Here is a 23,659-nt window from a genome sequence, read left to right on the forward strand (position 1 = left end):
ACTAGGGCGTCGGCGCCGGGAGCTCCGCGAAGTCCGCGACCAGGCCCCGGTGGTGGCCGGCCGTGCCCAGGGCCAGGGAGTCGGCCTTGGCCCGCTTGAGGTGGAGGTGCGCGGGGTGCTCCCACGTCATGCCGATGCCTCCGTGGAGTTGCACGCACTCCTCTGCGGCCCTGACCGCCACGCCGGAGCAGTAGGCCTGGGCCACCGCCACCGTGAGCGGCGCGTCGGCGGCGCCGGTCGCGAGGGCGTCGGCCGCGGCGCGGGCCGCCGCGCGGGCGGAGGCCACGTCGAGCCACAGTCGGGCGAGACGGTGCTTGAGGGCCTGGAAGGAGCCGAGGGGGCGGTTGAACTGGTGGCGGGTGCGCAGGTACGCGACCGTCTCCGACAGGCACCACTCGGCGGTCCCGAGCTGTTCCGAGGCGAGCAGTCCGGCTCCCGAGAGCAGTGCTCCGGCGATGGCGGCGCGGGCGGTGGCCGGGTCGGCGAGCCGGATTCCGGTGGCTCCGCCGAAGGTGACGCCTGCCAGGGGCCGGGTCAGGTCCAGCGCCACGAGCGGGGTCCGCGAGACCCCCGCCGCGTCGGCCGGGACCGCGTACAGCCCGGTGTCGGCGAGGACCAGCAGCACGTCGGCGCAGACGGCATCGGCGACCGAAGTCACGCTCCCGCTCAGCGACCCCGCGCCGGAGTCCCGGACCGGCGCCGGCAAGGGTGCGCCGGGGGCCAGGGTCAGCGGCAGCGCGGGCACGCAGACGCGGCGGCCGGCCGCGAGCTCCCGTAGGAGGTCCGCGGACTCCGCGCTCTCACAGCCGAGCAGGATCTCCGTCGAGAGGACCGCGCTCGTGAGGTACGGAACCGGCGCCGCGGCCCGCCCCAGCTCCTCCAGGACCACGGCCGCCTCCCGGTGGCCCGCCCCCTGTCCGCCCAGCTTCTCCGGTACGAGGAGCCCCGCCGTGCCGATGTCGGCGGCGAGCACCCGCCACAGACCGGGGTCGTGCGGGCTGCCGCCCTCGATCCGGCCGAGGACGGCCGCGGGGGCGCAGCGGGCGGCGAGCAGGGACCGTACCGCCGTGCGGAGTTCCTCCTCCGCCTCGGAGTACAGCAAGTCCAGCGGGGCTGCGGCGGGAGAGCTCATCGGGCCAGGTCCTTCCACGCGAGGTCCTTGTCGTCGCGCGGCTCGGCGGGCAGGCCGAGGACGCGTTCGGCGACGATGTTGAGGAGGATTTCGCTGGTGCCGCCCTCGATGCTGTTGCCCTTGGCGCGGAGGTAGCGGTAGCCGGCGTCACGGCCGGTGAAATCGACGATCTCGGGGCGGCGCAGGGTCCAGTCCTCGTACAGCAGGCCTTCCTCGCCGAGGAGTTCCACTTCCAGCCCGCTGATCTCCTGGTTGAGGCGGGCGAAGGTCAGCTTCATGCCCGAGCCCTCGGGGCCGGGCTGGCCCTGGGCGAGCTGCTGGCGCAGCCGCTCCCCCGTCAGCCGGGCCACCTCGGCCTCGACCCACAGTTCCAGCAGCCGCCCGTGCAGGTCGTGCGTGCGCAGCTCGGGGCGCTCGCGCCAGGCTGCGGCGACCGGGGCGATCATGCCGCCCTCGCGCGGGATCCGCATGCCGCCGATGGAGACGCGTTCGTTCATCAGGGTGGTGCGGGCCACGGCCCAGCCCTGGCCCACCTCGCCGAGGCGGTGGGCGTCGGGGATCCGGACGCCGGTGAGGAAGACCTCGTTGAACTCGGCCTCCCCGGTGATCTGGCGCAGCGGACGCACCTCGACGCCCGGGGCGGTCATGTCGCAGAGGAAGTAGGTGATGCCCTGGTGCTTGGGCAGCGCCGGGTCGGTGCGGGCGATCAGGATGGCCCAGCGGGCGGTGTGGGCGCTGGAGGTCCACACCTTCTGGCCGTCGACCACCCACTCCTCCCCTTCGCGCACCGCGCGGGTGCCGAGGGCGGCCAGGTCGGAGCCGGCGCCGGGCTCGCTGAAGAGCTGGCACCACACTTCCTCGCCGAGCCACAGCGGACGCAGGAAGCGCCGCTTCTGCTCCTCGGTGCCGTACGCGAGGATCGTGGGCGCGGCCATGCCGAGGCCGATGCCGATCCGGCGCGGGTCGTTGTCGGGGGCTCCGGCGGCCTCCAGCTCGGCGTCCACGACGGCCTGCAGGGAGCGGGGCGCGCCGAGTCCGCCGAGGCCTTCGGGATAGTGCACCCAGGCCAGTCCGGCGTCGAACCGGGCCCGCAGGAACGCTCCGCGTGCGGTGGCGGCCGGCGGGTGTGCGGCGAGCAGTTCCCTTACGCGGGCGAGCAGTTGGTCGGCGGTGAGCGCGGCGGCCGTCATCGGGAGCCCCCTGCGGGGGAGCCGGGCAGCGTGGCGTCCAGGGCCGGTACGACGACCAGCCGGCCGGTGGTGGTCCCGTCGGCGAGGCGCTGCACGGCGTCCGCGGCTCCGGCGAGCGGTACCCGTTCACTGACCAGCGGTTTGATGGAGCCCTCGGCGGCGAGCCGGGTGAGCTCGGCGTGGCAGGCCGCGATCGCGGCCGGGTCCTTGGCCGCGTACAGGCCCCAGTGGAGTCCGAGGATGGCGTAGTTCTTGACGAGGGCGTGGTTCAGCGCGGGCGCGGGGATGGTGCCGCTCGCGAAGCCGACCACGATGATCCGTCCTTCGAAGGCCACGCACTTGGCCGAGGCGGTGTAGGCCTCGCCGCCGACCGGGTCGTAGACGACGTCGGCTCCGCGCCCGCCGGTGAACTCCTTGACCCGGGCGACCAGTTCCTCGCTGGTGCGGTCGATGACGAGATCACAGCCGAGCTCCTCGGCGACGCGCGCCTTGTCCTTGCCGCCGACGACCCCGATGACGGTGGCTCCGGCGGCCTTGCCGAGCTGGACGGCCGCGCTGCCCACCCCGCCGGCGGCGGCGTGCACGAGGAGGGTCTCGCCGGCCTGGAGCCGGGCCCGGCGGTGCAGGCCGAACCAGCCCGTCTGGTAGCCGATGTGCAGGGCGGCCGCCTCGGCGTCGTCGAGGGTGTCCGGGGCGGGGAGCAGGCCGCGCGCGGGAGCGGTGACGTACTCGGCGAAACCGCCGTGCGGCAGGCTCGGGTTGGCGATGACGCGGCGGCCGTCCTCGGTCTCGCCGCAGATCTCGACGCCGGGGGTGAAGGGGAGCGGCGGGCGGATCTGGTACTGGCCGCGCACGAGCAGCGCGTCGGGGAAGTTGACGTTGGCGGCGAGCACCTTGAGCCTCACCTCGCCCTCGCCTGGTACCGGTTCGGGAACCTCTTCGAGGCGCATGGCCTCGCGGGGCTCGCCGGGTGTGTGTACTCGCCATGCCTGCATCCGGGGCCTCCAGCCGCCGACGGGAACCGCGCTCGCGGGCATACTAAGCGGTCGCTTGCATCCATGGGAACCAGTCGGAGTCCATGGGAACCGGTCGGTCCGCAACGACACGCGCCGAGCCGGTCACATCCCGCCCGCTTTCGGGCAACATATGACACGAGCACGTCACGAACAGACATGACTGACTGACGGGCACGGGGACCCCGCCGTCCGGGCGGGGCGTTTCACACATCCTGGGGGAAGCACCACATGAGCAGAAGCATGTCCGCGGCCGGAGCCGCCGTCGTCCTGGCGGGTCTCATCACGGCTGCCGCTCCGGCCTCGGCCGCGCCGGCCGCGCACCCGACCGCCGCCCCGGCGGCGGCCACCACCACCACGTGCGTACCGGACGTCGTCCGACTGCCGGCCCTGCCTTCCGGCCCCTGGGCCTCCGGGGTCGTGAACGGCCTCGGAGCGGACGGCCTCGCCGTCGGCGAGAGCCTCGGCCTCCCGGCGTACTGGACCGCGGACCACGCGGTCCACGCCGTCCCGCTGCCGGCCGGCTTCCAGAACGGCAGGGTCATGGCCGTCAACGCCAAGGGCCTGATGGTCGGCACCGTGGAGCGTTCCTCGGACCGCGCCCGCGCCGCCTTCACCTACCGTCCGGGGGACACGGCGGTACGGTTGCTGACCGGCGCCGCCACCGGCACCGACGCGGCGGACGTCAACGACGCGGGCCGGGTCGTCGGCATGGACGCCGGCACGCCGAAGGAGTGGGCGAACGGCACCGTGGTCCGCGAACTGCCGGTGCCCGAAGACGCTCACCCCAGCACCCGGATCGTGGCGGTGGACGGCATCAACAAGCGCGGGGACGTGCTCGGAACCGCCCACACGGAGTACGAGGACCTGGAGAACGACCGGATCGTCAGCAAGACCTTCCCGGTGGTCTGGCCGGCCGGTGGCGGCTACCCGCCCTACAGCCTGCCCGTCTGGAACGAGACGGACTGGACGACGGGCACCCAGGCGAGCGGCATCGACGACAAGGGCCGCGTCGTCGGATTCGAGGCGGAGAGCTACCGGGACCTGCGGCGCCGGACCCCGGCCCTCTGGAAGAAGCCGTACGACGCGCCGCCCGCCGCCCCCGGACTGGTCACCGGCTACGAGACCCTGACCTTCGAAGCCATCAGCCCGACCACGAACGTGACGGTCGGCACCGCCGCCACCTTCGTCGAGGGCTACGCCCGCTACGTGCAGGCGGCCTACTGGCCGGGCACGGGCACCCCGCTCGTCCTCCCGAACCCGGCGGGCGTGAGCACCGACGTCAACACCGAGGCCCATGCCGTCTCGGACGACGACCGGGTGGGCGGCTCCTTCCGCGATCTGACCGTCCTGGCGGACAGCCCGGTGATCTGGACCTGCGCGAGCAAGCAGGCGTACGCCCCCAAGAAGTAGCTTGAAGCAACTGCCCCCGGCACGGCCATGGTGATCTCGGCGCCTCCACGCTATCGATGGGCGCATGGAGACCCCCACGCGCGGCCTGCCCGCGCCTCCCCCGCTCGGTTCCGCCGCCCTGCCGCCCGGCACGTTCACCGGCCGGGCGGTGCTCGTGACCGGCGGCGGGACCGGGCTGGGAAAGGCCATCGCCACCGAGTTCGTGCGGCTCGGGGCGGATCTGGTGATCGCCGGCCGCCGGATCGAGCAGTTGAAGGCGGCGCAGGAAGAACTGGCGGCCGTGCCCGGAGCGGGCCGGGTCACGGCCGCCGTCTGCGACATCCGCGACCCCGAGCGGATCGCCGAGGTCTTCGACGCGGCCGGCGCCGCCTTCGGCGGGGTCCCGGACGTGCTCGTCAACAACGCGGCCGCCAACTTCCCCTGCCCGGCAGAGGACTTGTCGCCCAACGCCTGGCGGGCGGTGGTCGACATCACCTTGACCGGCACCTGGTTCGTGACCCGGGAGTTCGGCCGCCGCCACCTCGCCGCGGGCAGCGCCGGGTCCATCGTGAACATCGGCGCCTCGTACGCCTGGACCGGCGGCCCGGGATACGCGCACAGCGCCGCCGCCAAGGCGGGGGTGAAGAACCTCGTCGAGACCCTCGCCGTCGAGTGGGGCCCGTACGGCATCCAGATCAACGGCCTGGTCCCGGGGCTCTTCCCGCACGCGGACATGACCGAGGACATCCGGGGCGGCCTGGACCGGGCCGCTCCGGACGACAAGGACACCAGGCAGCCCGCCCTGCGGGTCGGTGCACCGCGCGAACTGGGCTGGGCCGCCACCTTCCTGGCCTCGCCCTACGCCCGCTTCATCACCGGCCACACCCTGGTGGTGGACGGGGCGAACTGGCAGCGGCGCTCGCTCGTCAACCCCGAAGTGGTTTCGGTGCGCGACCAGTTGGGGCGCGGCCCGTTCGCTCCGTGAAGCGCCCGCGATGACCTCCGCACACGGATGGCGTGGTACGTCTTCACGGCAGGGCATGGCACAGTGCGACCGTGTGGCACATTGGCCCCGGCTACCCCTGGAGGTGTTGCGGTGAGCACGGCGCGTACGGACCGCCCGTCGTTGACGGAGCGGCGCAGGGAGACCACGCGGTACGAGATCGCGGAGGCCGCGGCCGCGCTGTTCTCGGAGCGGGGGTACGAGGCCACGACGGTCGACGACATCGCGCGGGCGGCCGGCATCTCGCTGCGCACCTTCTACCGGTACTGCCCGACCAAGGAGGACGCACTGACCCCGGTCCTCACCGCCGGGGTCGCCACCCTGGTCGAGGAGCTCGCCCTGCGCCCCGCGTCGGAGCCCCTCACCGAGGCCGCGCAGGCCGCGTTCACCATCGCGACGGCGGGCGCGCGCTACGAGGAGCCCGGGCAGACGGTCCGCCTCATCCAGGTGATGAGCCGCGTCCCGGAGATCCGCCTGCGCTGGCTGGCGGCCGCCCGCGCGATGCAGGACCGCCTGGCGCCGGTCCTCGCGGTCCGCACGGGCCGTCCCGAAGCCGCCCTGGAGACCCGCCTGTTGGCGGCCGTACTCATCGACGCGGTCACCGTCGCCCTCGAGCACTGGGCCGCCGAAGACGGCCTCGAAGCGCTCCCCGCGGTCTCGGCCCGCGCCCTCGCCCTGCTGCGGATGGAGGAGTAGCGGGGTCAGGTGGCCGGTGGAGGGGCCCGTGCCGGAACGCGTCAGCTGAAGCTGCGGCGGTAGGTGTACGGGCTGACGCCGGTGGTCTTCTTGAACCGGTCACGGAAGGCGGTGGGCGAGCCGAAGCCGACTTGGGCGCCGATCCGTTCGACGGAGTGCCGGGTGGTCTCCAGGAGATGCTGGGCCTGGCGGATGCGGGCCCGGTGGAGCCACTGGAGCGGGGTGGTGCCTGTCTGGTCCCGGAAGCGGCGTATCAGGGTCCGGGTGCTGGTTCCGGCACGGGCGGCGATCTCGGCGAGGGAGAGATCTGAGCCCAGGTTGTCCTGCAGCCAGACCAGCAGCGGCTCCAGGGTCGACCCCTGGGGGGTGGGCGCGTAGTCGCGGACGATGAACTGCGCCTGTCCGCCCTCGCGTTCCAGGGGCATGACGGACAGGCGGGCGGCGTCGGCGGCGACGGCCGAACCGTAGTCGCGCCGAATCATGTGCAGGCACAGGTCCAGGCCCGCGGCAGCGCCGGCCGAGGTGAGGATCTGGCCGTTGTCGACGTACAGGACGTCCGGGTCGACCTCGATGTCCGGGTACGTGGCGGCCAGCAGGTCCGCCGCGATCCAGTGGGTGGTGGCCCGCAGGCCGTCGAGGAGCCCGGTGGCGGCCAGGGGGAAGGTACCCGAGCAGATGGAGGCGATGCGCGTGCCGTTCGCGGCGGCCGCGAGCAGCGCGTCACGGACGGCGGGAGCGAGCGGGGCCGCGGGGTCGGCGGTACCGGGAACGATGATCGTGTCCGCCGCCTCGAGTCCTTCCAGTCCCCAGGGCGCGCGCAGGGTGAAGGTTCCGGCATCGATCTCCGGCAGCTCGGCGCAGACCCGGATCTGGTAGCCGGGGCGTCCGTCCGGGAGGCGGGTGCGGGTGAAGATCTCGATCGGGGTGGCCAGATCGAAGGGGATCACCCGGTCCAGCGCGAGGACGGCAATGGTGTGCATGGCCAGAAGATACCCGCCCTGCGATGGTGCGCTCCGGCCTCGGTCTCCTGAATTCTCCACTTCCTGGCAGGTCGGGGCCCCGCTTGCGCCGGTGGCGCTATTCCGTTGGAAGGTGTCAGTAATGCCACTGGGAGACGGATGGGCATCCGCTTAGCGTCGGGAGCGACTCCGGCACGGGCCGGACGCCGCCGCACCCGAAGGAACCCTCTCCGTGCATGCCCAGATCATCCTGTTCGACGGCTTCGATCCACTCGATGCCATCGCCCCCTACGAGGTGCTGTACGCCGGCGGCACCGCCTCCGGCGGCGCTGTGAGTGTGGAACTGGTTTCCGCCGAAGGCCCGCGCGAGGTGATCAGCGGCACCGGAGGCTTGGTGCTGCGCGCCACCGCCGTCCTCGATCCCCGGCGTGGGGGCCTGATCCTGGTCCCGGGCGCCTCGGGCCGCGTGGGCGAGCCCGGCGAGGTCCCCGACCTCGACGCGGGGGCCGGGGAACGGCAGCAGGACGAGTTCATCCCCCTGCTGCTGGGCCGTGCCCTGACGACCGAGCTGCCCACCCTGTTGAAGGCGGCGATGGACAACCCCGAGGTGACCGTCGCCGCGGTGTGCGGCGGCTCGCTCGTCCTGGCCATGGCCGGCCTGCTGGAGGGCCGCCACGCCACCACCCACCACCTGGGCCTGGACATGCTCGATGCCACCGGCGCCCACGCGGTGAGCGCCCGGGTCGTCGATGACGGCGACCTCGTCACCGGAGCCGGCGTCACCTCCGGCATCGACCTGGGCCTGTACCTGCTGGAGCGCGAGGTGGGCCCGCGGATCGCCCGGGCCGTCGAAGAGCTGTTCGCCCATGAGCGCCGCGGCACGGTCTGGCGCAACGAGGGCCCGGTGCCCGCCGGCTTCTGACCACGCGTCCCACCCCCACCCCCACCTCGCCCCGCCTCGCCCCGCCCCGCCCCGCCCCCGCACCTCACCGCCACCACCGCACACGTACGTAAGGAAGAACAGCAGCATGTCCGTAGAAGGCGTCTGGGACCTGTCCGTCTCCACCCCCATCGGAAGGATCAAAGCCGTGGTCGAACTCTCCCTGAAGGACGGTGTCCTGACCGGGTCCGCCCATGGGGCGAGTGAGGAAGTCCCTCTCGGCGACATCACCCTCGAGGGCGACCGGCTCACCTGGCAGCAGGCGATCACCAAGCCCGTCCGCCTGAACCTGGCCTTCGCCGTGACGGTCGACGGCGACACCCTCGCCGGCACGTCCAGGGCCGGGCGCCTCCCGGCCTCGAAGGTCACCGGACAGCGCCGCACCGCCGGCACGGCCACGGGCCGCTGACCATGACCAAACTCCTTCTCTCCCTGCACGTTCTGGCCGCGGTGCTGGCCATCGGCCCGGTCACCGTTGCCGCGAGCATGTTCCCCAAAGCGCTGCGGAGCGCCCACGGCAACCCGGGTGACCGCGAGGCGCTCGCGACCCTGCGGACGTTGCACCGCATCTGCCGCGTCTACGCCGGCATCGGCGTCTCGGTTCCCGTCCTGGGGTTCGCCACGGCGAGCAGCCTCGGCGTCCTCGGCAGCGGATGGCTGATCACCTCCATCGTCCTGACCACCGCGGCGGCCGCCGTCCTGGCCCTGCTGATCCTGCCCGCCCAGGACGGCGCCCTCGACGCCGTGCAGGCCCTCGACGCCGTGCAGGCCCTCGACGCCGTGCAGGCCCTCGACGCCGTGCAGCCCCTCGGCGCGACACAGGCCCTCGGCGCCGCACAGGCCCCCGACACCGCGCGGCCCCCCGGCTCCGGACCCGGCATCCGCTCCGCCGCCCGGCTCGCCATGCTCACCGGCGTCTTCAACCTTCTGTGGGCAACCGTCACCGTGCTGATGGTCATCCGGCCCGGGTCCACCACGGGAGCATGACCGCGCTGTCAGTGGTCCGGGGCACCATGGACCGCATGTCCCACGCTGATCTGACCCTTGACCGGTGGCGCTCGTTCGCCCTGCCGGACGTCCGCCGGTTCGCCCGGGAAGCCGCCGACCTGGTGGGCGGCCGGGTGAGCCTGATAGATGCCGTCCCGCACCTCGGCGGCCCCCTCCACCGCGTGTTCGTCGAGCGGGACGGACGGGAGTTCGCCCTGATCCCCGGGGGGACGGTCCGACTCGGCTTCGACCTGGACGCCTGGGAGCCGACCCCGGAGCAGACCGCCGACTTCGAGGAGAGCCTGGCCGAGGAGTTCGGGTACGGCCCCGATCTCAAGGCGCACCTGGGCGAGTTGATGAGCCCGCCCCGGACCGTCACCCTGGCGACGGTGTTCATGGCCGTGGCGAACGAGCCGCTCACCGAACCCCCCGCCGACATGCCCGCCGCGCTCGCGGGGCACGGGCTGCGGTTGCCCGGCGCCGACGAGTGGGAGCACGCCTGCGGGGCCGGGGCGCGCACCCTCTTCCGGTGGGGCGACACCTGCCCGATCGGCGAACCGTCCTACGGCAGCGGCGCGGGCGGACCGCGGTGCGAGCCCAATGCCTTCGGGCTGCGCATCGCCTACGACTCCTACGCCGCGGAGATCAGCGGCGACCCGGGCGCCGTGCACGGCGGGGATGGGGGCGAGTCCGTGTGCGGTGGGTACGGAGACCTCTGGGCCTGGCTGACGCTGGCCACGGCGAACCGCAACCCGGCCATGGCCGAGTTCGTGTACGGCCCCGAGGGCGAGTCCGCGTGGGAGGCGTTCTCCGTACGGCCCGTGCTCGGCCTGCGGTGACCCGCCCTCAGCCGCCGGTGAAGTGCGGGGGCCGGCGCTGCGCCTTGGCGGTGTAGCCCTCGCGGGAATCCTCCGAGGTGAGGGTGAGGGCCGCCGTCATCGCCACGCGGTCGAGGGCCGCGGGCAGGGCGGCGTCCGCGTAGGAGTCGATCGCGCGCTTGATGCCCTGGACGGCAAGCGGGGCGTTGGCCGCGATCTCCGCCGCGAGCGCGCGGGCGACCGGCTCCAACTCGCCTTTCAGCACGACCTGTTGGACGAGGTTCAGGCGCTCCGCCGTCCGGGCGTCGATGCGGCGGCCGGTCAGCGCCAGGAACTTGGCCCAGCCGGCGCCCGCCTCGCGGGCGATGCGCAGGTCGCCGCCCGCGTCCACCGCCACGCCCAACTGGGCTTCGGGCAGGGCGAAGACCGCGTCCTCGGCCGCCACCCGGATGTCGGCCATCAGGGCCAGCTCGAAGCCGAAGCCCAGGCAGTACCCCTGCACCGCGGCCACGACGGGCTGCGGCAGCCGGGCGAGGACCGCGAAGCGCTCGTGCACCCAGCGGATGCCTTCGTAGTAGTTGCGGTTGCGTTCGGCCGCCGAGGCCCCGGTGATCGCCCCGCCCGGGGCCGTCACGTCGATGCCCGCGCAGAACGCCCGGCCCTCGGCCCGCAGCAGGACCACGCGCACGGCGGGGTCGAAGCGGATCCGGTCCGCCAGCAGGCCGAGCTGGCGCGTGGACTCCCAGCTCCAGCCGTTGAGCTTCTCCGGCCGGCAGAGGGTGAGTTCGGCGATCCCGTCCGCGACGTCCAGACGGATCCGTTCCTCACCCTCCGCGATCTCCGTGCTCAGGGTGTCGATCACGCGGACACCTTAGGTCGGTCCGCTCAGCGCGGGAAGACCTCGAACGGCACCGCCGGGCGGCCCCCGAACCGGGCCGCCGCCTGCTGGGCGTAGCCCGTCAGGAAGGAGCGCACGTACGTCTCCGGATCCTCTTGCGTCAGCGCCGCGATGTACGCCTTGTGCTCCATCAGGGACTTCACCGAACGCTCCATCCCGGGACCGGCGTCGGCCGCGTGCGTCGGCGTCGTGGTGCCGGACACCGCCACCCAGCGCACCCCGTTCCACGGCTCCAGGCCCTGTTCCGTCAGGAGTTCGGGGAAGATCCAGCGATTGCCGGCGTCGCCCGCCGCGTCCAGGGTGGCCCGGCCGACCGCCTTGTGGTCCGGGGTGTTCCAGTAGCCGCCGCCCTCGGCCCCGCCCCACGTGTCGCGGTGGTTCATCGTGATCACCAGCTCGGGGCGGTGGCGCCGGATGGCGGCCGCGATGTCCCGGCGCAGCTCCAGGCCGTACTCGAGGACACCGTCACGGTGGTCGAGGAACTCCACCGTGGGCACCCCGACGACGGCCGCGCTCGCGCGCTGCTCCGCCTCGCGCAGCGGGGCGCACGCGGCGGGGTCGATGGTGTCGATGCCGGCCTCGCCGCGCGTGGCGAGCAGATAGACGACCTCGCGGCCGCCGTCCGTCCAGTCCGCGATGGCCGCGGCGCAGCCGTACTCCAGGTCATCCGGGTGCGCCACGACGGCCAGCGCACGCTGCCAGTCGGTGGGCATGGGCTCCAAGGGCGGGGGCCCGTCCAGTCGTTGGTTCATACGTCGCACAATAGGCGAATGGACACTCAGGGGCAGGTGGTGGCCCTGCTCGACGCCAGCGGGTCGTTCTTCGAGCCCGCGGCCACCGCGTTCCCGGGGGCGGGCGCCGCCGCCTGGGAGGGCGCCGCGCTACTGGATCCGGTGCGGCCGGGCCCGGGGGTTCCTGGCGGCTGGACTTCCGGTGCTTCGCCGTGTCCCGGCCGGGCGGCCGCTGGGTGCTGATCGACGCGGGGATCGGCCCGGCCCGGGGCCCGGCGGCCGGCTGGGCCCCGGTCCCGGGCCGGCTGCCCGCGGCGCTCGCGGAGGCCGGGATCGCCCCGGCCGACGTGGAGTCGGTGGTCCTGACCCACCTGCACGAGGACCACACCGGCTGGACTCAGGACGAGGCCGGGCAGCCGTTCTTCCCCGATGCGCGGTACCTCGTACAGAGCGCGGAAGTGGCGGCCCTGGACCGGGCGGATCCCGTGTGGGACTGGACGGTCGGCCCGCTACGGGCCGCCGGACGCCTCCACGAGGTGACCGGGGCGTACCGGCCGGCTCCCGGCATCACCCTGCTGCCGACACCCGGGCACACGCCCGGCCACCAGTCGGTGCTGGTGGAGGGGACGGCCGGGCCCGGCGGCGGGGGCCGCGGCCGGGACGTGCTGGTCACCGGGGACGTACTGGTCCACGCCGTGCAGCTGGCCGATCCGGCGGTCCCGTACTCCCACGAACGCGACCGGGCCGCCGCCCGCGCCTCGCGGGAGGAGCTCCTGTCCCTGGCCGTCCGCCGCGGCGCGCTGCTGGCCACCGCCCACCTGACCCGGGCCTTCGTGGAGCCGCCCGGCCGGGGTCGTTGAGCACCCTCACACCTGCCCGCGGCCGAGGTGCGACCGCTTGGGGGGCGCCCTAGCATGAAAGACGGCGCTCCCGAGGAGGAAGCCATGCTCCCGCTACCGGAGAAGCACCTCGCGAAGGACCTCGCGCGCGGCGCGAAGCCGCGGCTCGTCCGGTTCGTTCGGCTCCTGCCCGCGGCCGTCCTGGCCGTCGGCGCCCTGCTGCCGACGAACGGCGCCCTGCCCGCGGCGGCCCAGGTCCGAGCCCCCGCGGAGGTCACGGCCCCGGCCGGGACGGCCCTTCCGGGGCGGGCCGATGACGAGCGGCTCGCCCTCGACACCCTCGACGAGGTGGTGCGGGGCGACTTCGCCGCCGTCTCGGCCCGCTTCGACGAGACGCTCCGCCACCAAGCGTCTCCCGAGGCGCTCGCACAGTCCTGGAAGGACTACCAGGAGCAGTACGGGCCCTACCAGTCACACGGGGACCCCCGGCAGGTCACGTCCATCCACGGGTCCGTGGTGAACGTGCCCCTCCACATGGAGAACGGGACCGGAGAGTTCCGCGTCACCATCAACGAAGGCGGACGCCTCATCGGCCTGTTCTTCCTCCGCATGGGCATCCCGGTCCCATAACTCCCTTGGATTCAGGGAGAGGTCAGGCCTCGTCGCGTACGAGCGCCAGCAGCCGGTCCAGGACGCGCGGGCCCGAGGCACGGACCCCGTCGTGCTCGAACTCGTCCGTCACCCAGGTCTTCAGGCCGCGGATCGCCCGGGCGGTGGCCAGGGAGTGCGCGGTGTCCACGTACATGTCGTCGTGGTAGACGGCCGCGGCCACCGGTACCTCGTTGACGGCGAGCCGCGCCGGGTCGTAGAGCGGGGTCCAGCCGGTGCGGGCCAGCAGCAGCTCGGCGGTCTCGCGCAGCGGGGCGAGCGCCGGGTCACAGTCGAAGTGCCAGGGGTGGATGGTCTCGCCGGTGAAGTACAGCGGCTCCGCACCCGCGAGGGTCTTCGCGGCGTCGAACCGCGGGTGACCGGAGCGGACCCGCTCGGCGGCCCAGCCGATGGGCGCGCCCGGGTCCTGGGCGTAGATCGCCTCGTGGATCAGGGCGTAGAGGGGGTGCCCGGCGAAGGAGAGCTGGGCGTGCACGGCCTCCAGGAAGGCGTCGGAGAGGGCGGGCCCGTCCGGGGTGGGGACGAAGGCGTCCTCCAGCAGGTAGTGCAGCTGGTGGCTGCCGTCGGAGACGCCGAGGAGCAGACCGAGGGACTGGAATGCCTCGGCCGTCAGCAGGTACCCGCCGGGGAGCTCGGCCGGACGCTCGACGAGGTGGGCGGCGATGCGGCGGGCCCGCTCCACGTCCATGGGGTAACGGGCGTAGTGCGCCCGGTTCTTGCGCTCGACGCGGGGGTACGCGGCTTCGTACACCTCGGCGGCGGTGGCGTCCAGGGAGGGCAGTCCGCCGGTGATGAGGGCGGCGGACAGCCCCTCGGGGGCGGCGCCCAGGTAGTGGGTGACGCAGAAGCCGCCGAAGCTCTGGCCGAGGACCGTCCAGGGCGCGCCGCCGGTGAGGAGCGGGCGGATGGTCTCGGCGTCGCGCACGATGGAGTCGGCCCGGAAGTGGGCGAGGTACTCGGCCTGCTCCACGGGGCCGCCGCGCAGCGGCAGGGTCTGCCGGTTGACGGGGGTGGAGCGGCCGGTCCCGCGCTGGTCGAGCAGGAGCACCCGGAACTCGGTGAGGGCCCGCTCGAGCCAGGCCTGCCGGCCGATGAACCGGCGGGCGCCGAAGCCGGGTCCGCCCTCCAGGTAGAGCAGCCAGGGAAGCGACTGCGGGTCCTTGCCGGTGGCGACCAGTTCGCGCGCGTACAGGTCGATCCGCTCGCCGTCGGGGCGGGCGTGGTCGAGGGGGACGCTGAAGTGGTGGTCGGTGAGGACGACACCGGGCTGGCGGTAGCCGGCGGCGGCCGCGATCTCGGAGGTCACGGGGTTCACGGGGGTCACGGGAGGTCCCAGGGGTCGGCGCGGTGCGGTGGTGTACGCGGCAGCCGTCCCGGGGCCGGTGGGTGATGAGGAACCGGGGCGACGGGCCCGCCCGAGCTTACGCGAGGGCCCCGGCCCGGGACGGGCCCGCCCGAGCTGCCGCCCTGGTCGGTGCTGCCGGTGCTGCCCGCGGCCCACCACCCGCACGCCGTGACGGCCGGCTTCAGCGGGCGTGCTGCCACCAGTAGCGCCCGACGATGAGTTCCTCCAGCGAGCGGAGCCGGTCCGCGGCCATCCGCGCGTGGACGTCGGGGCGTTCCAGTGCGACGCGGAGGTCGGCTGCCAGGTGGGTCGCTTCACGGATCTCGCATCCTGCCCGAAGGGTGTCCGCGGAGGTGCCCGTCGCACGGGCGACGACGTCGAGGACGGCCTCCATGTGCGGACCGCTGAACCGGATCAGGAAGAACCAGTCGTCGACCGGATCCCCGAATCGGGCCCATTCGAAGTCCAGCAGGGCCGTCACGCTCCGACCGTGCGCGAGCCAGTTGTCCCAATGGCAGTCCGCGTGGACCGGGACGGCCGCACGGGCGTGCGGGGGTGCGTCCCGCGCGATCGTCTTCAGTCCGTCGAGCAGGTGGGCAGGTACGAATCCGTGCCGGTCGCGATCGATGAGGCCCTCGATCCCGGCGAAGAACGCGGCCCGGCCGGTGAACCCTCCGTGGTCGAGGGGTTCCCTCAGCGTCCGGCCGGCCCGGCCCCCGGGCACCCAGGCGTGGAGCCGGCCGAGCCGCTCGACCGCCTCCTCGGCCAGCGCGCACGCGGTCGCCCCGTCCACGCCGGGCATGCCCATGCCGGGAGCCGTCCCCGGCACGCGGGTGTAGCAGGCATAGCGGACGTCGCCCGCCTCCAGCCGGTGGGTTCCGCTGTCGAGCAGCGGGGCCGTGAGGCCGGCGGGCAGGTGGGGCGCGAGCGCGATCTCCCTGTTCAGCCGCGCGTGGGAGGCCGCATCGATCAGCTTCACGACCACGTCCGAGCCGACGTACACATGGTGGGAACCGCTCGCGGCGGTGGCCATGGGGCCGGGGTCGCGCCCCAGGGCCGCCGCCGCGAGCGCGCGAGCGGCAGCGCGGGCCTGCCCCGGGTCGGTCATCGGTTCGCGGGCGGTCACAGGTCCGTCGGTGGCCGGCGGCCCGTCAGTGGTCAGCGGCCCGTCGGCTGTCAAAGGTCCGTTGGCGGTCAGAAGTCCGTCGGTGCTCAGAACTCGACCACCGAACGGAGCACCTCGCCACGCTCCATCCGTCCGAAGGCCGCCTCGACGCCGTCCAGGGCGATGCGCTCGGAGACGAACGCGTCGAGGTCGAGCCGGCCTTGCAGGTAGAGGTCGATGAGGAGCGGGAAGTCCCGCTCCGGCAGGCAGTCCCCGTACCAGGAGGACTTCAGGGCGCCGCCGCGCCCGAAGACGTCCAGCAGCGGAAGTTCGAGCCGCATCTCCGGAGTGGGGACGCCGACCAGCACCACCGTGCCGGCCAGGTCGCGTGCGTAGAAGGCCTGCTTGTACGTCTCGGGGCGGCCGACGGCCTCGATGACCACGTCCGCGCCGTTGCCGCCGGTCAGCTCCTGGATCGCCTTGACCACGTCCTCGGAACCACCGTTGACGGTGTGCGTGGCGCCGAGTCCCCGCGCCCACTCCAGCTTCCGGTCGTCCAGGTCCACGGCGATGATCCGAGAGGCTCCGGCAAGCTTGGCTCCGGCGACGGCGGCGTTGCCCACTCCCCCGCAGCCGATGACGGCCACCGAATCACCGCGCCCGACGTTGCCCGTGTTCAGGGCGGCGCCCAGGCCGGCCATCACCCCGCAGCCGAGCAGCCCGGCGGCGGCCGGCGAGGCGGCCGGGTCCACCTTGGTGCACTGGCCGGCGGCGACCAGCGTCTTCTCCGCGAAGGCTCCGATGCCGAGCGCCGGGGAGAGCGGGGTGCCGTCCTCCAGGGTCATGGGCTGGGTCGCGTTGTGCGTGGCGAAGCAGTACCAGGGGCGGCCGCGCTTGCAGGCCCGGCAGCTCCCGCACACCGCGCGCCAGTTGAGGACGACGAAGTCGCCGGGCGCCACGGAGGTGACGTCCGGGCCGACCGATTCGACGACCCCGGCCGCCTCGTGGCCGAGCAGGAAGGGGAACTCGTCGTTGATCCCGCCCTCCCGGTAGTGCAGATCGGTGTGGCAGACCCCGCAGGCCTGGACCCGTACGAGCGCCTCGCCGGGGCCCGGGTCCGGCACGAGGATCGTCGTGGTCTCCACCGGTGCGCCCTTGCTCCGGGCGATGACCCCTCGTACGCGATGCGTCACTGCTACCCCGATCTCGATCACTGTTCCGTCGACTGCACCGGAGGCGCCGCGAGGGCTCCGCCGGTCCCGCCAACGTACACGCGCGGCCCCGTGTGCGGGAGTTGCCCCGCGCCCCGGTGCGGTGACTCACACGGCGGCGGGCGCCGTGCCACGCCGTGCCGGCTTAGAGGGGCCGTCCGGAGAGTTCGGGCGGCAGGGCCGCCCGCAGGGCCGCGCTGAGGGCGGCCACGGCGGGATGGGCGGCGGCGCCGCTGCGGAAGGCCACGTTGGTACGGCGCTCCATGACGAGGCGGGTGAGCACGACGGCCGGATCCGCGTGTCCGGTGATCCCGAGCTGCGGCACCACGGCCACCCCCTGCCCGGCCGCGACCAGGGCCAGCACGGTGGCGAACTCGTCCACCTGATGGCGGATCCTCGGCACGAACCCGGCGTCCTCGCAGGCCCGAACGGTCATGGCGTGGCAGAGCGTGCCCGGCGTGGCGGTGATCCACGGCGCGTCGGCATGCGTACGGAGCAACGCGCGCTGCCCGGCTCCGCCCGGGCCGGATGCACCGGCCCCACCCGCCGCGTCCCCCGGATTCCCGGTTGCCGGCGCCGCCGGGGCCCGCTCCGACGGCGTCGCCAGGTACATCGCCTCGCGGTAGAGCGGATCCGTGGCGAGCCCCGGCTCCTGCGGCGCGGCGACGAAGTCGTACGCGTGGATCAGGGCCACGTCCAGGTCCCCGGCGCGCAGTGCGTGGGCGACCACCGCCGGGTCGGTTTCGGACACCATCGGCTCCAGTCCCGGATGGCGGCGGGCCAGCTCGGCCAGGGCCGCGGGGACGATGGCCCGGGTCGCGGTGGGGAAGGAGCCGATCCGCAGCACGCCGGCCAGCCCGCCGCGCGCCTCCGCGAGCTCGGCGTCGGCCCGCTCCAGCAGTTCCAGCACGGCGTCGGCGTGCCGGACCAGGTTCTGGCCGGCGGGCGTGAGCCTGACCCGGCGCCCGGTGCGTTCCAGCAGGGGCAGGCCTGCCTCTCGTTCGAGGACCGAGAGCTGCTGCGACACCGCCGAAGGGCTGAAGGAGAGTGCCTCGGCCACCGCGGCGATGGTCTCCCGGCGGGCGAGTTCGCGCAGGAGGCGCAGGCGTCGTACATCAAGCATCGGATCAGCTTACGGTTCAGGTAAGAAACGCGAACTGGATTCGATGCTCGGAGCGGGCCAGGCTCGTCCCATGACCCAGACATCGAGCACGGCCACGCCCTCTCCCGCCACACGCCGCCCGTACGCCCCGCACGGCATCCACGTACCGCTGATCACGCCCTTCACCGCCGCCGGCGAGGTCGCCGCCGAGGCTCTGGAGGCGCTCGCGCACGAGGTGCTCGACGCGGGAGCCGACGGCATCGTGGCGCTGGGCACCACCGGCGAGCCGGCCGCCCTCGACGAGGCCGAGCGCGACCTCGTCACCGACGTCTGCGCCCGGGTCTGCCGGGAGCGGGGGGCGGCGCTGACCGTGGGCGCCGGGGCGAGCGGAACCCGGGCCGCCGAGGAGTCGCTCGGCCGGCTGGAGCGCTGGCCCGAGGCGCGGGCCGCGCTGGTGAGCGTGCCCGCGTTCGTACGGCCCTCAGCCGCCGGGGTGCTGGCGCACTTCGAGCGGCTGGCGCGGGTGAGCCCCGTACCGCTGATCGTCTACCACGTCCCGTACCGGACCGGGAAGCCGCTGGACGCCGCCCTGCTGCGGGAGGTCGGGGCGCTCCCCGGGGTGGCCGCGGTGAAGTACGCGGTCGGCTCGCTCGACGGGGATGCGGTGGCACTGCTCGGTGATCTGCCGGACGGTTTCGCGGTGTTGGCGGGCGACGACACCTTCCTGTCTCCCCTCCTCGCGCTCGGTGCGGCGGGCGGGGTCCTCGCTTCGGCCCATATCGCGACGGCCCGGTTCGCCGAACTCGCGACCGCCTGGCAGGCGGGCGAATCGGACCGGGCGCGCACCCTCGGCCACGCGCTGGCCCGGCTCTCCGCGGCCCTCTTCGCCGAGCCCAACCCGTCGGTGATCAAGGGTGTGCTGTACGCGCAGGGCCGCATCCCCACCCCGGACGTACGCCTCCCCCTGCTGCCCGCGAGCTCGGAAGCCGTCACGGCGGCGCTGCGGGAACTGGCGCAACTGCCCGACCCCGCCTCCCTGCTGAGCGCCTGAACGCCTGAACGCCTGCCCATCCGGCCCGCTACCACAACTCCGCTCGTTCGGTGCCGAGTTGCCGATGGTCGGGCGGACCTTCGGGAGCTGCGCCCAGAATGCCCGCCATGAGCGTGGCCGCCGCGCAGGAGGCCGACGCTTCCGACGCCGCACAGCGGTACGGGCACTACATCATCCGGGGACCGCTCTTCGGAATCGCCTCCCAGCCGGTGGGGGGCGGGCACCGGTGGCAGGTGTCGACTCCGGTCACGTGCGGTTTCCCGCAGGACGCCCGGGACCGGCTGAACTCCACCCTGTGGTTCCGGGCCAAGGACGACACGGACGACCGCGCGGTCCGCCGGGAGCTGCTGGCCGCCGTCGCCCGGCTGGAGACGGCGACGGTCGACGAGGTCACCGCGGCCGGCACCCGCTACCGCGTGGTGCGGTGCGAGGAGATCCTCTACACCGACGGGGACGGGCCGGAGCCGCCCCGGCCCACCGATCCGGAGCCCGCCGGGCGCGACTGGAAGCCGCCGTCCCGGGAGCCGGAGGTCGACGCGGGCTTCGTGATCGACCACATCGCGGCGGCGAGCGTCACGGAGGCCTCGGAGCGGCTCGCACTGATGGGCCTGCACTACCGCAGCCCGCGCTACCCGGCCGAGGTGCGGGCCGACTCGCGGTGCTGCCGAGCCCGCACGCGGCCCGCAGGGCGCTGGCGCACATCCTGACCTGGCCCCGGCCCGCCACGCCCGGGATGCAGGGGGCCGAAATCCTGGGGGCCGAGCCGCCGGAAGCCCGGCGGGCGGGGTACGAGCGGGCGGCGGCGGAGTTCCGGGCCGCCGGGAACGCGAACGCGGTGCGCCTCGACGACGGCCGGGAGCTGCTGGTCGTCCGGATGCGCCGGCTGGTGCGGATCGGACCGGACGGGCCGGAGGGCCCGCGGCCGTCCGACGAGGAGGAGAACGGGGAGGGACCGACCAGGATCCACCCCGCGATGGGCGAGGACGGCACGATCACGCACGAGGGCTGATTATCCCCGGATGGGCGATTCGCCACCAACGGGCGGGTCGCCCGAATCGGCCCCGGCGACGGGCGACTTGCCCGGATTGGGCCGCCGCCCGCCGACTCGTGATGTGAGTCACGCCCACGGCGCCAACATCATTTCCCCGCGCGGGGCGATTCCCTTTTCCCGGTTGGATATTCGGGAATTCCCCGACCTCTTTTCAAGGTCATCCACCGGGCCGAATGCGGGAAGTTGATCTCCCGCTCGAATTCGTGTCTTGTTCCGGCCCGCAGCACTCGCCTACGGTCACCTCACTCCCGGTGGTCAGCTGCCGAATCCGGCCTCCACCAGGGCTCTTCCGTACCCCCACGTGAGGAATTCCGCCATGCCCGCACAGGGAAAGCACCGCCGGCCGAAGCAGCACCACGCACTCACCCGCAAGCTGGCCCTCGCCGGTACGGGCAGTGCGGCTCTGGCCCTCCCGCTGATCAGCGCGACCACGGCCGGAGCGGCCGAGGCGACCATCGCCCCCACGACGTACTCCGTGGTCAGCGGCGACACCCTGAGCAAGATCGCGGCCGAGCATTCCATCGGCGGCGGCTGGCAGAAGCTCTACGAGGCCAACAAGAGCATCGTCGGCGCCGACCCCTCGGCCATCCGCCCGGGCCTGAAGCTGAACCTCACCGCGGCGGCCGCGCCTGCCGCCGCGCCTGCCGCGGCCAAGGCCGTCAAGGCCACCACCGGCTACGCGAACAACCTCGACGGATGGATCCGGGAGTCGCTCGACGTTCTGGCCCAGCACGGAATTCCCGGAAGCTACGAAGGAATTCACCGCAACGTCATGCGCGAATCCTCGGGGAATCCGCTGGCCATCAACAACTGGGACTCCAACGCGGCGGCGGGCATCCCCTCCAAGGGGCTCCTCCAGGTCATCGACCCGACCTTCAGGGCCTATCACGTACCCGGCACCTCGCTGGACTCGTACGACCCGGTCGCGAACATCACGGCCGCCTGCAATTACGCGGCCGCCCGCTACGGTTCGATCGACAACGTCAACGGACCGTACTGAGCCCGCTCGCGGCAGGCCGCTCACTCCAGCCCGTACCGCCGCGCCGACTCCTCCTCCTGAGCCAGCTGGTGCAGGGCCTTCAGTACCGGCTGGACGAGGACGACCGCGGCCACGGCCGTCTCGACCTTCTCCTCCTCGGAGGGGTACGTCTCCATGAAGTCGAGGTCGCGCACGGCCGCCTGGTGCATCAATTCGGCGTACGGGGCCATCAGTTCCGCATCCCACGGATAGCCGAGCCCGATGAGGGTGGACACCGCCGATACCAGCGAGCGGTGGACGGGGGACAGTTCCCCCACTTCCCGGGCCGTCGACCATCCCAGCCTCTCCAGCAGCCGGTCCACCTCGCGCCGAGCGGCGATCACCGCCGGATCCCCGCCGTCCGGCTCGGGCCCCTGCGGCAACGCCCAGAGCGCCGCGCCGATCCGGATCGTGCGGCCCAGGGACTCGTCGTCCACGTGCGCGAGCACTTCCCGGGCCTTCGCCACCGGAATCCCGCCGACCTGGATCAGCGCGCGGACCAGCCGCAGCCGCCTCACGTGCCCGTCGTCGTAGTCGGCGGTCGTCGCGCTGACCCGCTGCCCCGGTGCCAACAGCCCTTCGCGCAGGTAGTACTTGATGGTTGCCGTGGAGACGCCACTGCGCTCGCTCAACTCTGCCAGCCGCATCCCTCGGACCTTTCTTTGGAGAGCACAGCTATCCAATTGTGCACGGGCGGCACGGGCTGAACGGGCTGAACGGGCTGAACGGGCTGAACGGGCTGAACGGGCCGACGGTGCTCGCCCGCTTCACCGGACGTCAGCTCCGGTAGACCTTCTTGATCTTGAAGTCGGTGCCGGCGAGGACGTAGCCGCCCTGCTGGTACTCGTCGCTCATGTAGGGGCGGATCGCGGGGGCGTCCATCCAAGGCGAGACGTTGAGGTAGCGGAAGCTCGGGTTGTCGACGCCGAGCTCCTTCGTCGACTCGGCCATCAGGGCAGGCAGGGCGTCCCAGTCGAGCGCCGCCATGTCCATGAGCGGCACGCCGGGCTTCACCGTGCCGGACGGGCCGGTGCGTTTGGCGACTCCGCCGCGGTACTGCCAGGAGTCGACCGTCTTGGCTCCGGGCGCGGTGGGGATGTCGGCGAGCACGTACTCGTCGTAGACCTTCATGTCGACGAAGGTGGTGGTGCCCGCCTGCTGCTTGAACGCCTCGACGGCGGTACGGATGTTGGCCGGGTCGATCAGGCTGCCCTTGGGCGGAGTGACCGGCTTCGGCGTGCTCGCCTTCGGGGTGGGGGTCGGGGTCAGGGCCACGGCGGTGCCCCGGGCGGTGGAGGCCGGTCCGGAAACGGACGGGATGGCCGAGGACTTGGTGTGGCCGCTCTTGCCCGCGCCGGCGTCCGCGTTCCCGTCGGGCAGCCAGTTGACCAGGCCGACGACCCCGGCGGCCAGGACCACCGCGAGGAGTCCGGCGAGCAGGGCGGGCCGACGGCGCCTGCGCGGCGCGGGCGGCGGGAAGGTCACGGGGACGGTGAACGCGTACGGGTTGCCCGCACCCGGAACGAACGGCGGCTGCGGCTGGGTGTGCGCCGCCGGGGTCGGCCCGGGGCCCATGGCGAGACCGGCGGCCGGGGTCGCCGGCCCGAAGCTCCCGAGGGCGGTGGGCGGTACCACCGGGGCGGCGCCGCCGAGAGCACTGCTCGCACCGCGGAGCAGCGCTTCCAGTTCCTCGGCGTCGGGCCGCACGGCCAGGTCCCGTACCAGCAGCCGTTCCAGTACGGGGCCCAGCGGGCCGGAGCGGACCGGCGCGGGGATCGGCTCGTCGAGCACCGCGACCACGGTGGCGAGGCTGGTGGCCCGGCGCAGCGGGTGCACCCCCTCGGCTGCCACGTACAGCAGCATCCCGAGCGACCACAGGTCGGAGGCGGCCAGCCCCTCCGCGCCACGCGCCCGCTCGGGCGCTATGTACTCCGGCGAACCGATCAGCGCTCCGGTCGAGGTCAGCCCGGTCGCGCCGTGCAGGGCGGCGATCCCGAAGTCGGTGAGCACCGCGGAGCCGCTCGGCCGCAGGAGCACGTTGGCCGGTTTCACGTCACGGTGCAGCACCCCCTCCGCGTGCGCCGCCCGCAGCGCCGAGAGCAGGTCGAGCCCGAGGCGCAGCACGTCCGCCACCGGCATCGGCCCGCCTTCCAGCCGGTCGGCGAGGGAGCCGCCCCTGACCAGCTCCATCACGATCCACGGATGGCCGTCGGAGCCCGGCTCGGGCTCCACGATGTGGTGGATGGTGACCACGTTCGGGTGGGCGAGCCGGGCGAGGGCCCGGGCCTCGCGGACGGCGCGTTCGCGCAGTTGGACGACGAGCCCGGGCTGCGCGGCGGCGGTCGCCGGATCCGGCGGCCGCACCTCCTTGAGGGCGACCTCCCGGTCCAGCGCGATGTCGCGGGCGCGCCACACCGTCCCCATTCCGCCACTGCCGAGGGGCCGCGCGAGTTCGAAGCGCCCGTCGATCAACCGTCTGCCGGCCTCACTGCTGTCCATGGCCGGTCAT

23 protein-coding genes and 1 pseudogene are annotated in these 23,659 nt (G+C 73.5%); 12 read left to right on the plus strand and 12 right to left on the minus strand.

Going from position 1 to position 23,659, the window contains the following annotated elements; all coding sequences use genetic code 11:
- Position 1: 1 nt before the first annotated feature.
- Genes ACFYM0_RS11850 through ACFYM0_RS11860 form a run of 3 tightly spaced genes read right to left on the minus strand, consistent with a single transcriptional unit; the run spans position 2 to position 3,317 of the window.
- Positions 2 to 1,132, minus strand: a complete 1,131-nt coding sequence (locus ACFYM0_RS11850) for an acyl-CoA dehydrogenase family protein (RefSeq protein ID WP_388499645.1) — start codon at positions 1,130 to 1,132, stop codon at positions 2 to 4.
- Positions 1,129 to 2,322 carry an acyl-CoA dehydrogenase family protein gene (locus ACFYM0_RS11855; RefSeq protein WP_388499647.1) on the minus strand — a complete coding sequence of 398 codons (1,194 nt, stop codon included), beginning with the start codon at positions 2,320 to 2,322 and terminating at the stop codon, positions 1,129 to 1,131. The genes ACFYM0_RS11850 and ACFYM0_RS11855 overlap by 4 nt, the downstream gene beginning before the upstream one ends.
- Positions 2,319 to 3,317 carry an NADPH:quinone oxidoreductase family protein gene (locus tag ACFYM0_RS11860; RefSeq protein WP_388499649.1) on the minus strand — a complete coding sequence of 333 codons (999 nt, stop codon included), beginning with the start codon at positions 3,315 to 3,317 and terminating at the stop codon, positions 2,319 to 2,321. Before ACFYM0_RS11860 ends, ACFYM0_RS11855 begins: the two co-directional genes overlap by 4 nt.
- Positions 3,318 to 3,566: 249 nt before the next feature.
- Between ACFYM0_RS11860 and ACFYM0_RS11865 the strand changes: the two genes are divergently transcribed.
- From ACFYM0_RS11865 to ACFYM0_RS11875, 3 genes are all read left to right on the plus strand, one after another.
- Positions 3,567 to 4,748 carry a hypothetical protein gene (locus ACFYM0_RS11865; RefSeq protein WP_388499650.1) on the plus strand — a complete coding sequence of 394 codons (1,182 nt, stop codon included), beginning with the start codon at positions 3,567 to 3,569 and terminating at the stop codon, positions 4,746 to 4,748.
- Positions 4,749 to 4,812: 64 nt separating this feature from the next.
- Complete coding sequence (locus ACFYM0_RS11870; RefSeq protein WP_388499653.1) at positions 4,813 to 5,712, plus strand: SDR family oxidoreductase; 900 nt, start codon at positions 4,813 to 4,815, stop codon at positions 5,710 to 5,712.
- Between the two features lie 111 nt (positions 5,713 to 5,823).
- A complete protein-coding gene (locus ACFYM0_RS11875) occupies positions 5,824 to 6,426 on the plus strand; it encodes a TetR/AcrR family transcriptional regulator (protein WP_388499654.1) in 603 nt (200 codons plus the stop codon).
- A gap of 41 nt (positions 6,427 to 6,467) precedes the next feature.
- Here ACFYM0_RS11875 and ACFYM0_RS11880 read toward each other — a convergent pair whose 3' ends face one another.
- Positions 6,468 to 7,406: a GlxA family transcriptional regulator gene (locus tag ACFYM0_RS11880; protein WP_388499655.1), complete on the minus strand. Its 939-nt coding sequence runs from the start codon at positions 7,404 to 7,406 to the stop codon at positions 6,468 to 6,470.
- A gap of 211 nt (positions 7,407 to 7,617) precedes the next feature.
- On the opposite strand from ACFYM0_RS11880, the gene ACFYM0_RS11885 reads away from it, so the two are divergent.
- The 4 genes from ACFYM0_RS11885 to ACFYM0_RS11900 all read left to right on the plus strand — a co-directional run bounded on the left by ACFYM0_RS11885 (position 7,618) and on the right by ACFYM0_RS11900 (position 10,151).
- A complete protein-coding gene (locus tag ACFYM0_RS11885; protein WP_388499658.1) occupies positions 7,618 to 8,307 on the plus strand; it encodes a DJ-1/PfpI family protein in 690 nt (229 codons plus the stop codon).
- A gap of 106 nt (positions 8,308 to 8,413) precedes the next feature.
- A complete protein-coding gene (locus ACFYM0_RS11890) occupies positions 8,414 to 8,734 on the plus strand; it encodes a hypothetical protein (protein WP_388499661.1) in 321 nt (106 codons plus the stop codon).
- Between the two features lie 2 nt (positions 8,735 to 8,736).
- Positions 8,737 to 9,312 carry a hypothetical protein gene (locus ACFYM0_RS11895; RefSeq protein WP_388499663.1) on the plus strand — a complete coding sequence of 192 codons (576 nt, stop codon included), beginning with the start codon at positions 8,737 to 8,739 and terminating at the stop codon, positions 9,310 to 9,312.
- 35 nt (positions 9,313 to 9,347) lie between these two features.
- On the plus strand, positions 9,348 to 10,151 hold the full coding sequence (locus tag ACFYM0_RS11900; RefSeq protein WP_388500210.1) for a hypothetical protein: 804 nt from the start codon (positions 9,348 to 9,350) through the stop codon (positions 10,149 to 10,151).
- Between the two features lie 7 nt (positions 10,152 to 10,158).
- On the opposite strand, the gene ACFYM0_RS11905 is transcribed toward ACFYM0_RS11900, so the two are convergent.
- Together ACFYM0_RS11905 and ACFYM0_RS11910 are read right to left on the minus strand one after the other, a co-directional pair.
- Positions 10,159 to 10,992 carry an enoyl-CoA hydratase/isomerase family protein gene (locus ACFYM0_RS11905; RefSeq protein WP_388499664.1) on the minus strand — a complete coding sequence of 278 codons (834 nt, stop codon included), beginning with the start codon at positions 10,990 to 10,992 and terminating at the stop codon, positions 10,159 to 10,161.
- 23 nt (positions 10,993 to 11,015) lie between these two features.
- Positions 11,016 to 11,780 (minus strand): PIG-L deacetylase family protein, encoded by a 765-nt coding sequence (locus ACFYM0_RS11910; protein ID WP_327256696.1) that lies wholly within the window; start codon positions 11,778 to 11,780, stop codon positions 11,016 to 11,018.
- A gap of 191 nt (positions 11,781 to 11,971) precedes the next feature.
- Here ACFYM0_RS11910 and ACFYM0_RS11915 point away from each other — a divergent pair, with 191 nt between their 5' ends.
- Together ACFYM0_RS11915 and ACFYM0_RS11920 are read left to right on the plus strand one after the other, a co-directional pair.
- Positions 11,972 to 12,619 (plus strand): MBL fold metallo-hydrolase, encoded by a 648-nt coding sequence (locus tag ACFYM0_RS11915; RefSeq protein ID WP_388499666.1) that lies wholly within the window; start codon positions 11,972 to 11,974, stop codon positions 12,617 to 12,619.
- Positions 12,620 to 12,703: 84 nt separating this feature from the next.
- Positions 12,704 to 13,228, plus strand: a complete 525-nt coding sequence (locus ACFYM0_RS11920) for a DUF3887 domain-containing protein (RefSeq protein ID WP_388499669.1) — start codon at positions 12,704 to 12,706, stop codon at positions 13,226 to 13,228.
- A gap of 22 nt (positions 13,229 to 13,250) precedes the next feature.
- Here ACFYM0_RS11920 and ACFYM0_RS11925 read toward each other — a convergent pair whose 3' ends face one another.
- The 4 genes from ACFYM0_RS11925 to ACFYM0_RS11940 form a co-directional block, all read right to left on the minus strand.
- On the minus strand, positions 13,251 to 14,582 hold the full coding sequence (locus ACFYM0_RS11925; protein WP_388499672.1) for an alpha/beta fold hydrolase: 1,332 nt from the start codon (positions 14,580 to 14,582) through the stop codon (positions 13,251 to 13,253).
- A gap of 211 nt (positions 14,583 to 14,793) precedes the next feature.
- Positions 14,794 to 15,738: a phosphotransferase gene (locus ACFYM0_RS11930; protein ID WP_388499674.1), complete on the minus strand. Its 945-nt coding sequence runs from the start codon at positions 15,736 to 15,738 to the stop codon at positions 14,794 to 14,796.
- 86 nt (positions 15,739 to 15,824) lie between these two features.
- Positions 15,825 to 16,910: an S-(hydroxymethyl)mycothiol dehydrogenase gene (locus ACFYM0_RS11935; RefSeq protein ID WP_388499676.1), complete on the minus strand. Its 1,086-nt coding sequence runs from the start codon at positions 16,908 to 16,910 to the stop codon at positions 15,825 to 15,827.
- 163 nt (positions 16,911 to 17,073) lie between these two features.
- Positions 17,074 to 18,051: a LysR substrate-binding domain-containing protein gene (locus tag ACFYM0_RS11940; protein ID WP_388499678.1), complete on the minus strand. Its 978-nt coding sequence runs from the start codon at positions 18,049 to 18,051 to the stop codon at positions 17,074 to 17,076.
- A gap of 70 nt (positions 18,052 to 18,121) precedes the next feature.
- Here ACFYM0_RS11940 and ACFYM0_RS11945 point away from each other — a divergent pair, with 70 nt between their 5' ends.
- From ACFYM0_RS11945 to ACFYM0_RS11955, 3 genes and pseudogenes are all read left to right on the plus strand, one after another.
- The gene (locus ACFYM0_RS11945) at positions 18,122 to 19,081 is read left to right on the plus strand and encodes a dihydrodipicolinate synthase family protein (protein ID WP_388499680.1); all 960 of its coding nucleotides are present in this window, start codon (positions 18,122 to 18,124) and stop codon (positions 19,079 to 19,081) included.
- Positions 19,082 to 19,188: 107 nt separating this feature from the next.
- Positions 19,189 to 20,090: pseudogene (locus ACFYM0_RS11950) on the plus strand (DUF5954 family protein).
- 358 nt (positions 20,091 to 20,448) lie between these two features.
- Entirely contained in the window at positions 20,449 to 21,132 is a 684-nt protein-coding gene (locus ACFYM0_RS11955) for a LysM peptidoglycan-binding domain-containing protein (protein WP_388499683.1), read from the plus strand.
- 20 nt (positions 21,133 to 21,152) lie between these two features.
- Here the strand turns inward: ACFYM0_RS11955 and ACFYM0_RS11960 are convergent, their stop codons facing one another.
- Both ACFYM0_RS11960 and ACFYM0_RS11965 read right to left on the minus strand, forming a co-directional pair.
- Positions 21,153 to 21,797, minus strand: a complete 645-nt coding sequence (locus tag ACFYM0_RS11960) for a MerR family transcriptional regulator (protein WP_388499685.1) — start codon at positions 21,795 to 21,797, stop codon at positions 21,153 to 21,155.
- A 130-nt stretch (positions 21,798 to 21,927) separates the two neighbouring features.
- Positions 21,928 to 23,649 (minus strand): protein kinase, encoded by a 1,722-nt coding sequence (locus ACFYM0_RS11965; protein ID WP_388499686.1) that lies wholly within the window; start codon positions 23,647 to 23,649, stop codon positions 21,928 to 21,930.
- Positions 23,650 to 23,659: the final 10 nt, after the last annotated feature.

The sequence above is a fragment of the Streptomyces sp. NPDC006487 genome (genome assembly GCF_042870555.1).
Classification (GTDB): domain Bacteria; phylum Actinomycetota; class Actinomycetes; order Streptomycetales; family Streptomycetaceae; genus Streptomyces.

What these genes read in the sequence shown, in the direction of transcription:
- ACFYM0_RS11850 (WP_388499645.1), bottom strand. Translation starts at nt 1,132, where the DNA reads ATGAGCTCTCCCGCCGCAGCCCCGCTGGACTTGCTGTACTCCGAGGCG.
- ACFYM0_RS11855 (WP_388499647.1), bottom strand. Translation starts at nt 2,322, where the DNA reads ATGACGGCCGCCGCGCTCACCGCCGACCAACTGCTCGCCCGCGTAAGG.
- ACFYM0_RS11860 (WP_388499649.1), bottom strand. Translation starts at nt 3,317, where the DNA reads ATGCAGGCATGGCGAGTACACACACCCGGCGAGCCCCGCGAGGCCATG.
- ACFYM0_RS11865 (WP_388499650.1), top strand. Translation starts at nt 3,567, where the DNA reads ATGAGCAGAAGCATGTCCGCGGCCGGAGCCGCCGTCGTCCTGGCGGGT.
- ACFYM0_RS11870 (WP_388499653.1), top strand. Translation starts at nt 4,813, where the DNA reads ATGGAGACCCCCACGCGCGGCCTGCCCGCGCCTCCCCCGCTCGGTTCC.
- ACFYM0_RS11880 (WP_388499655.1), bottom strand. Translation starts at nt 7,406, where the DNA reads ATGCACACCATTGCCGTCCTCGCGCTGGACCGGGTGATCCCCTTCGAT.
- ACFYM0_RS11890 (WP_388499661.1), top strand. Translation starts at nt 8,414, where the DNA reads ATGTCCGTAGAAGGCGTCTGGGACCTGTCCGTCTCCACCCCCATCGGA.
- ACFYM0_RS11895 (WP_388499663.1), top strand. Translation starts at nt 8,737, where the DNA reads ATGACCAAACTCCTTCTCTCCCTGCACGTTCTGGCCGCGGTGCTGGCC.
- ACFYM0_RS11900 (WP_388500210.1), top strand. Translation starts at nt 9,348, where the DNA reads ATGTCCCACGCTGATCTGACCCTTGACCGGTGGCGCTCGTTCGCCCTG.
- ACFYM0_RS11910 (WP_327256696.1), bottom strand. Translation starts at nt 11,780, where the DNA reads ATGAACCAACGACTGGACGGGCCCCCGCCCTTGGAGCCCATGCCCACC.
- ACFYM0_RS11920 (WP_388499669.1), top strand. Translation starts at nt 12,704, where the DNA reads ATGCTCCCGCTACCGGAGAAGCACCTCGCGAAGGACCTCGCGCGCGGC.
- ACFYM0_RS11940 (WP_388499678.1), bottom strand. Translation starts at nt 18,051, where the DNA reads ATGCTTGATGTACGACGCCTGCGCCTCCTGCGCGAACTCGCCCGCCGG.
- ACFYM0_RS11945 (WP_388499680.1), top strand. Translation starts at nt 18,122, where the DNA reads ATGACCCAGACATCGAGCACGGCCACGCCCTCTCCCGCCACACGCCGC.
- ACFYM0_RS11955 (WP_388499683.1), top strand. Translation starts at nt 20,449, where the DNA reads ATGCCCGCACAGGGAAAGCACCGCCGGCCGAAGCAGCACCACGCACTC.
- ACFYM0_RS11960 (WP_388499685.1), bottom strand. Translation starts at nt 21,797, where the DNA reads ATGCGGCTGGCAGAGTTGAGCGAGCGCAGTGGCGTCTCCACGGCAACC.
- ACFYM0_RS11965 (WP_388499686.1), bottom strand. Translation starts at nt 23,649, where the DNA reads ATGGACAGCAGTGAGGCCGGCAGACGGTTGATCGACGGGCGCTTCGAA.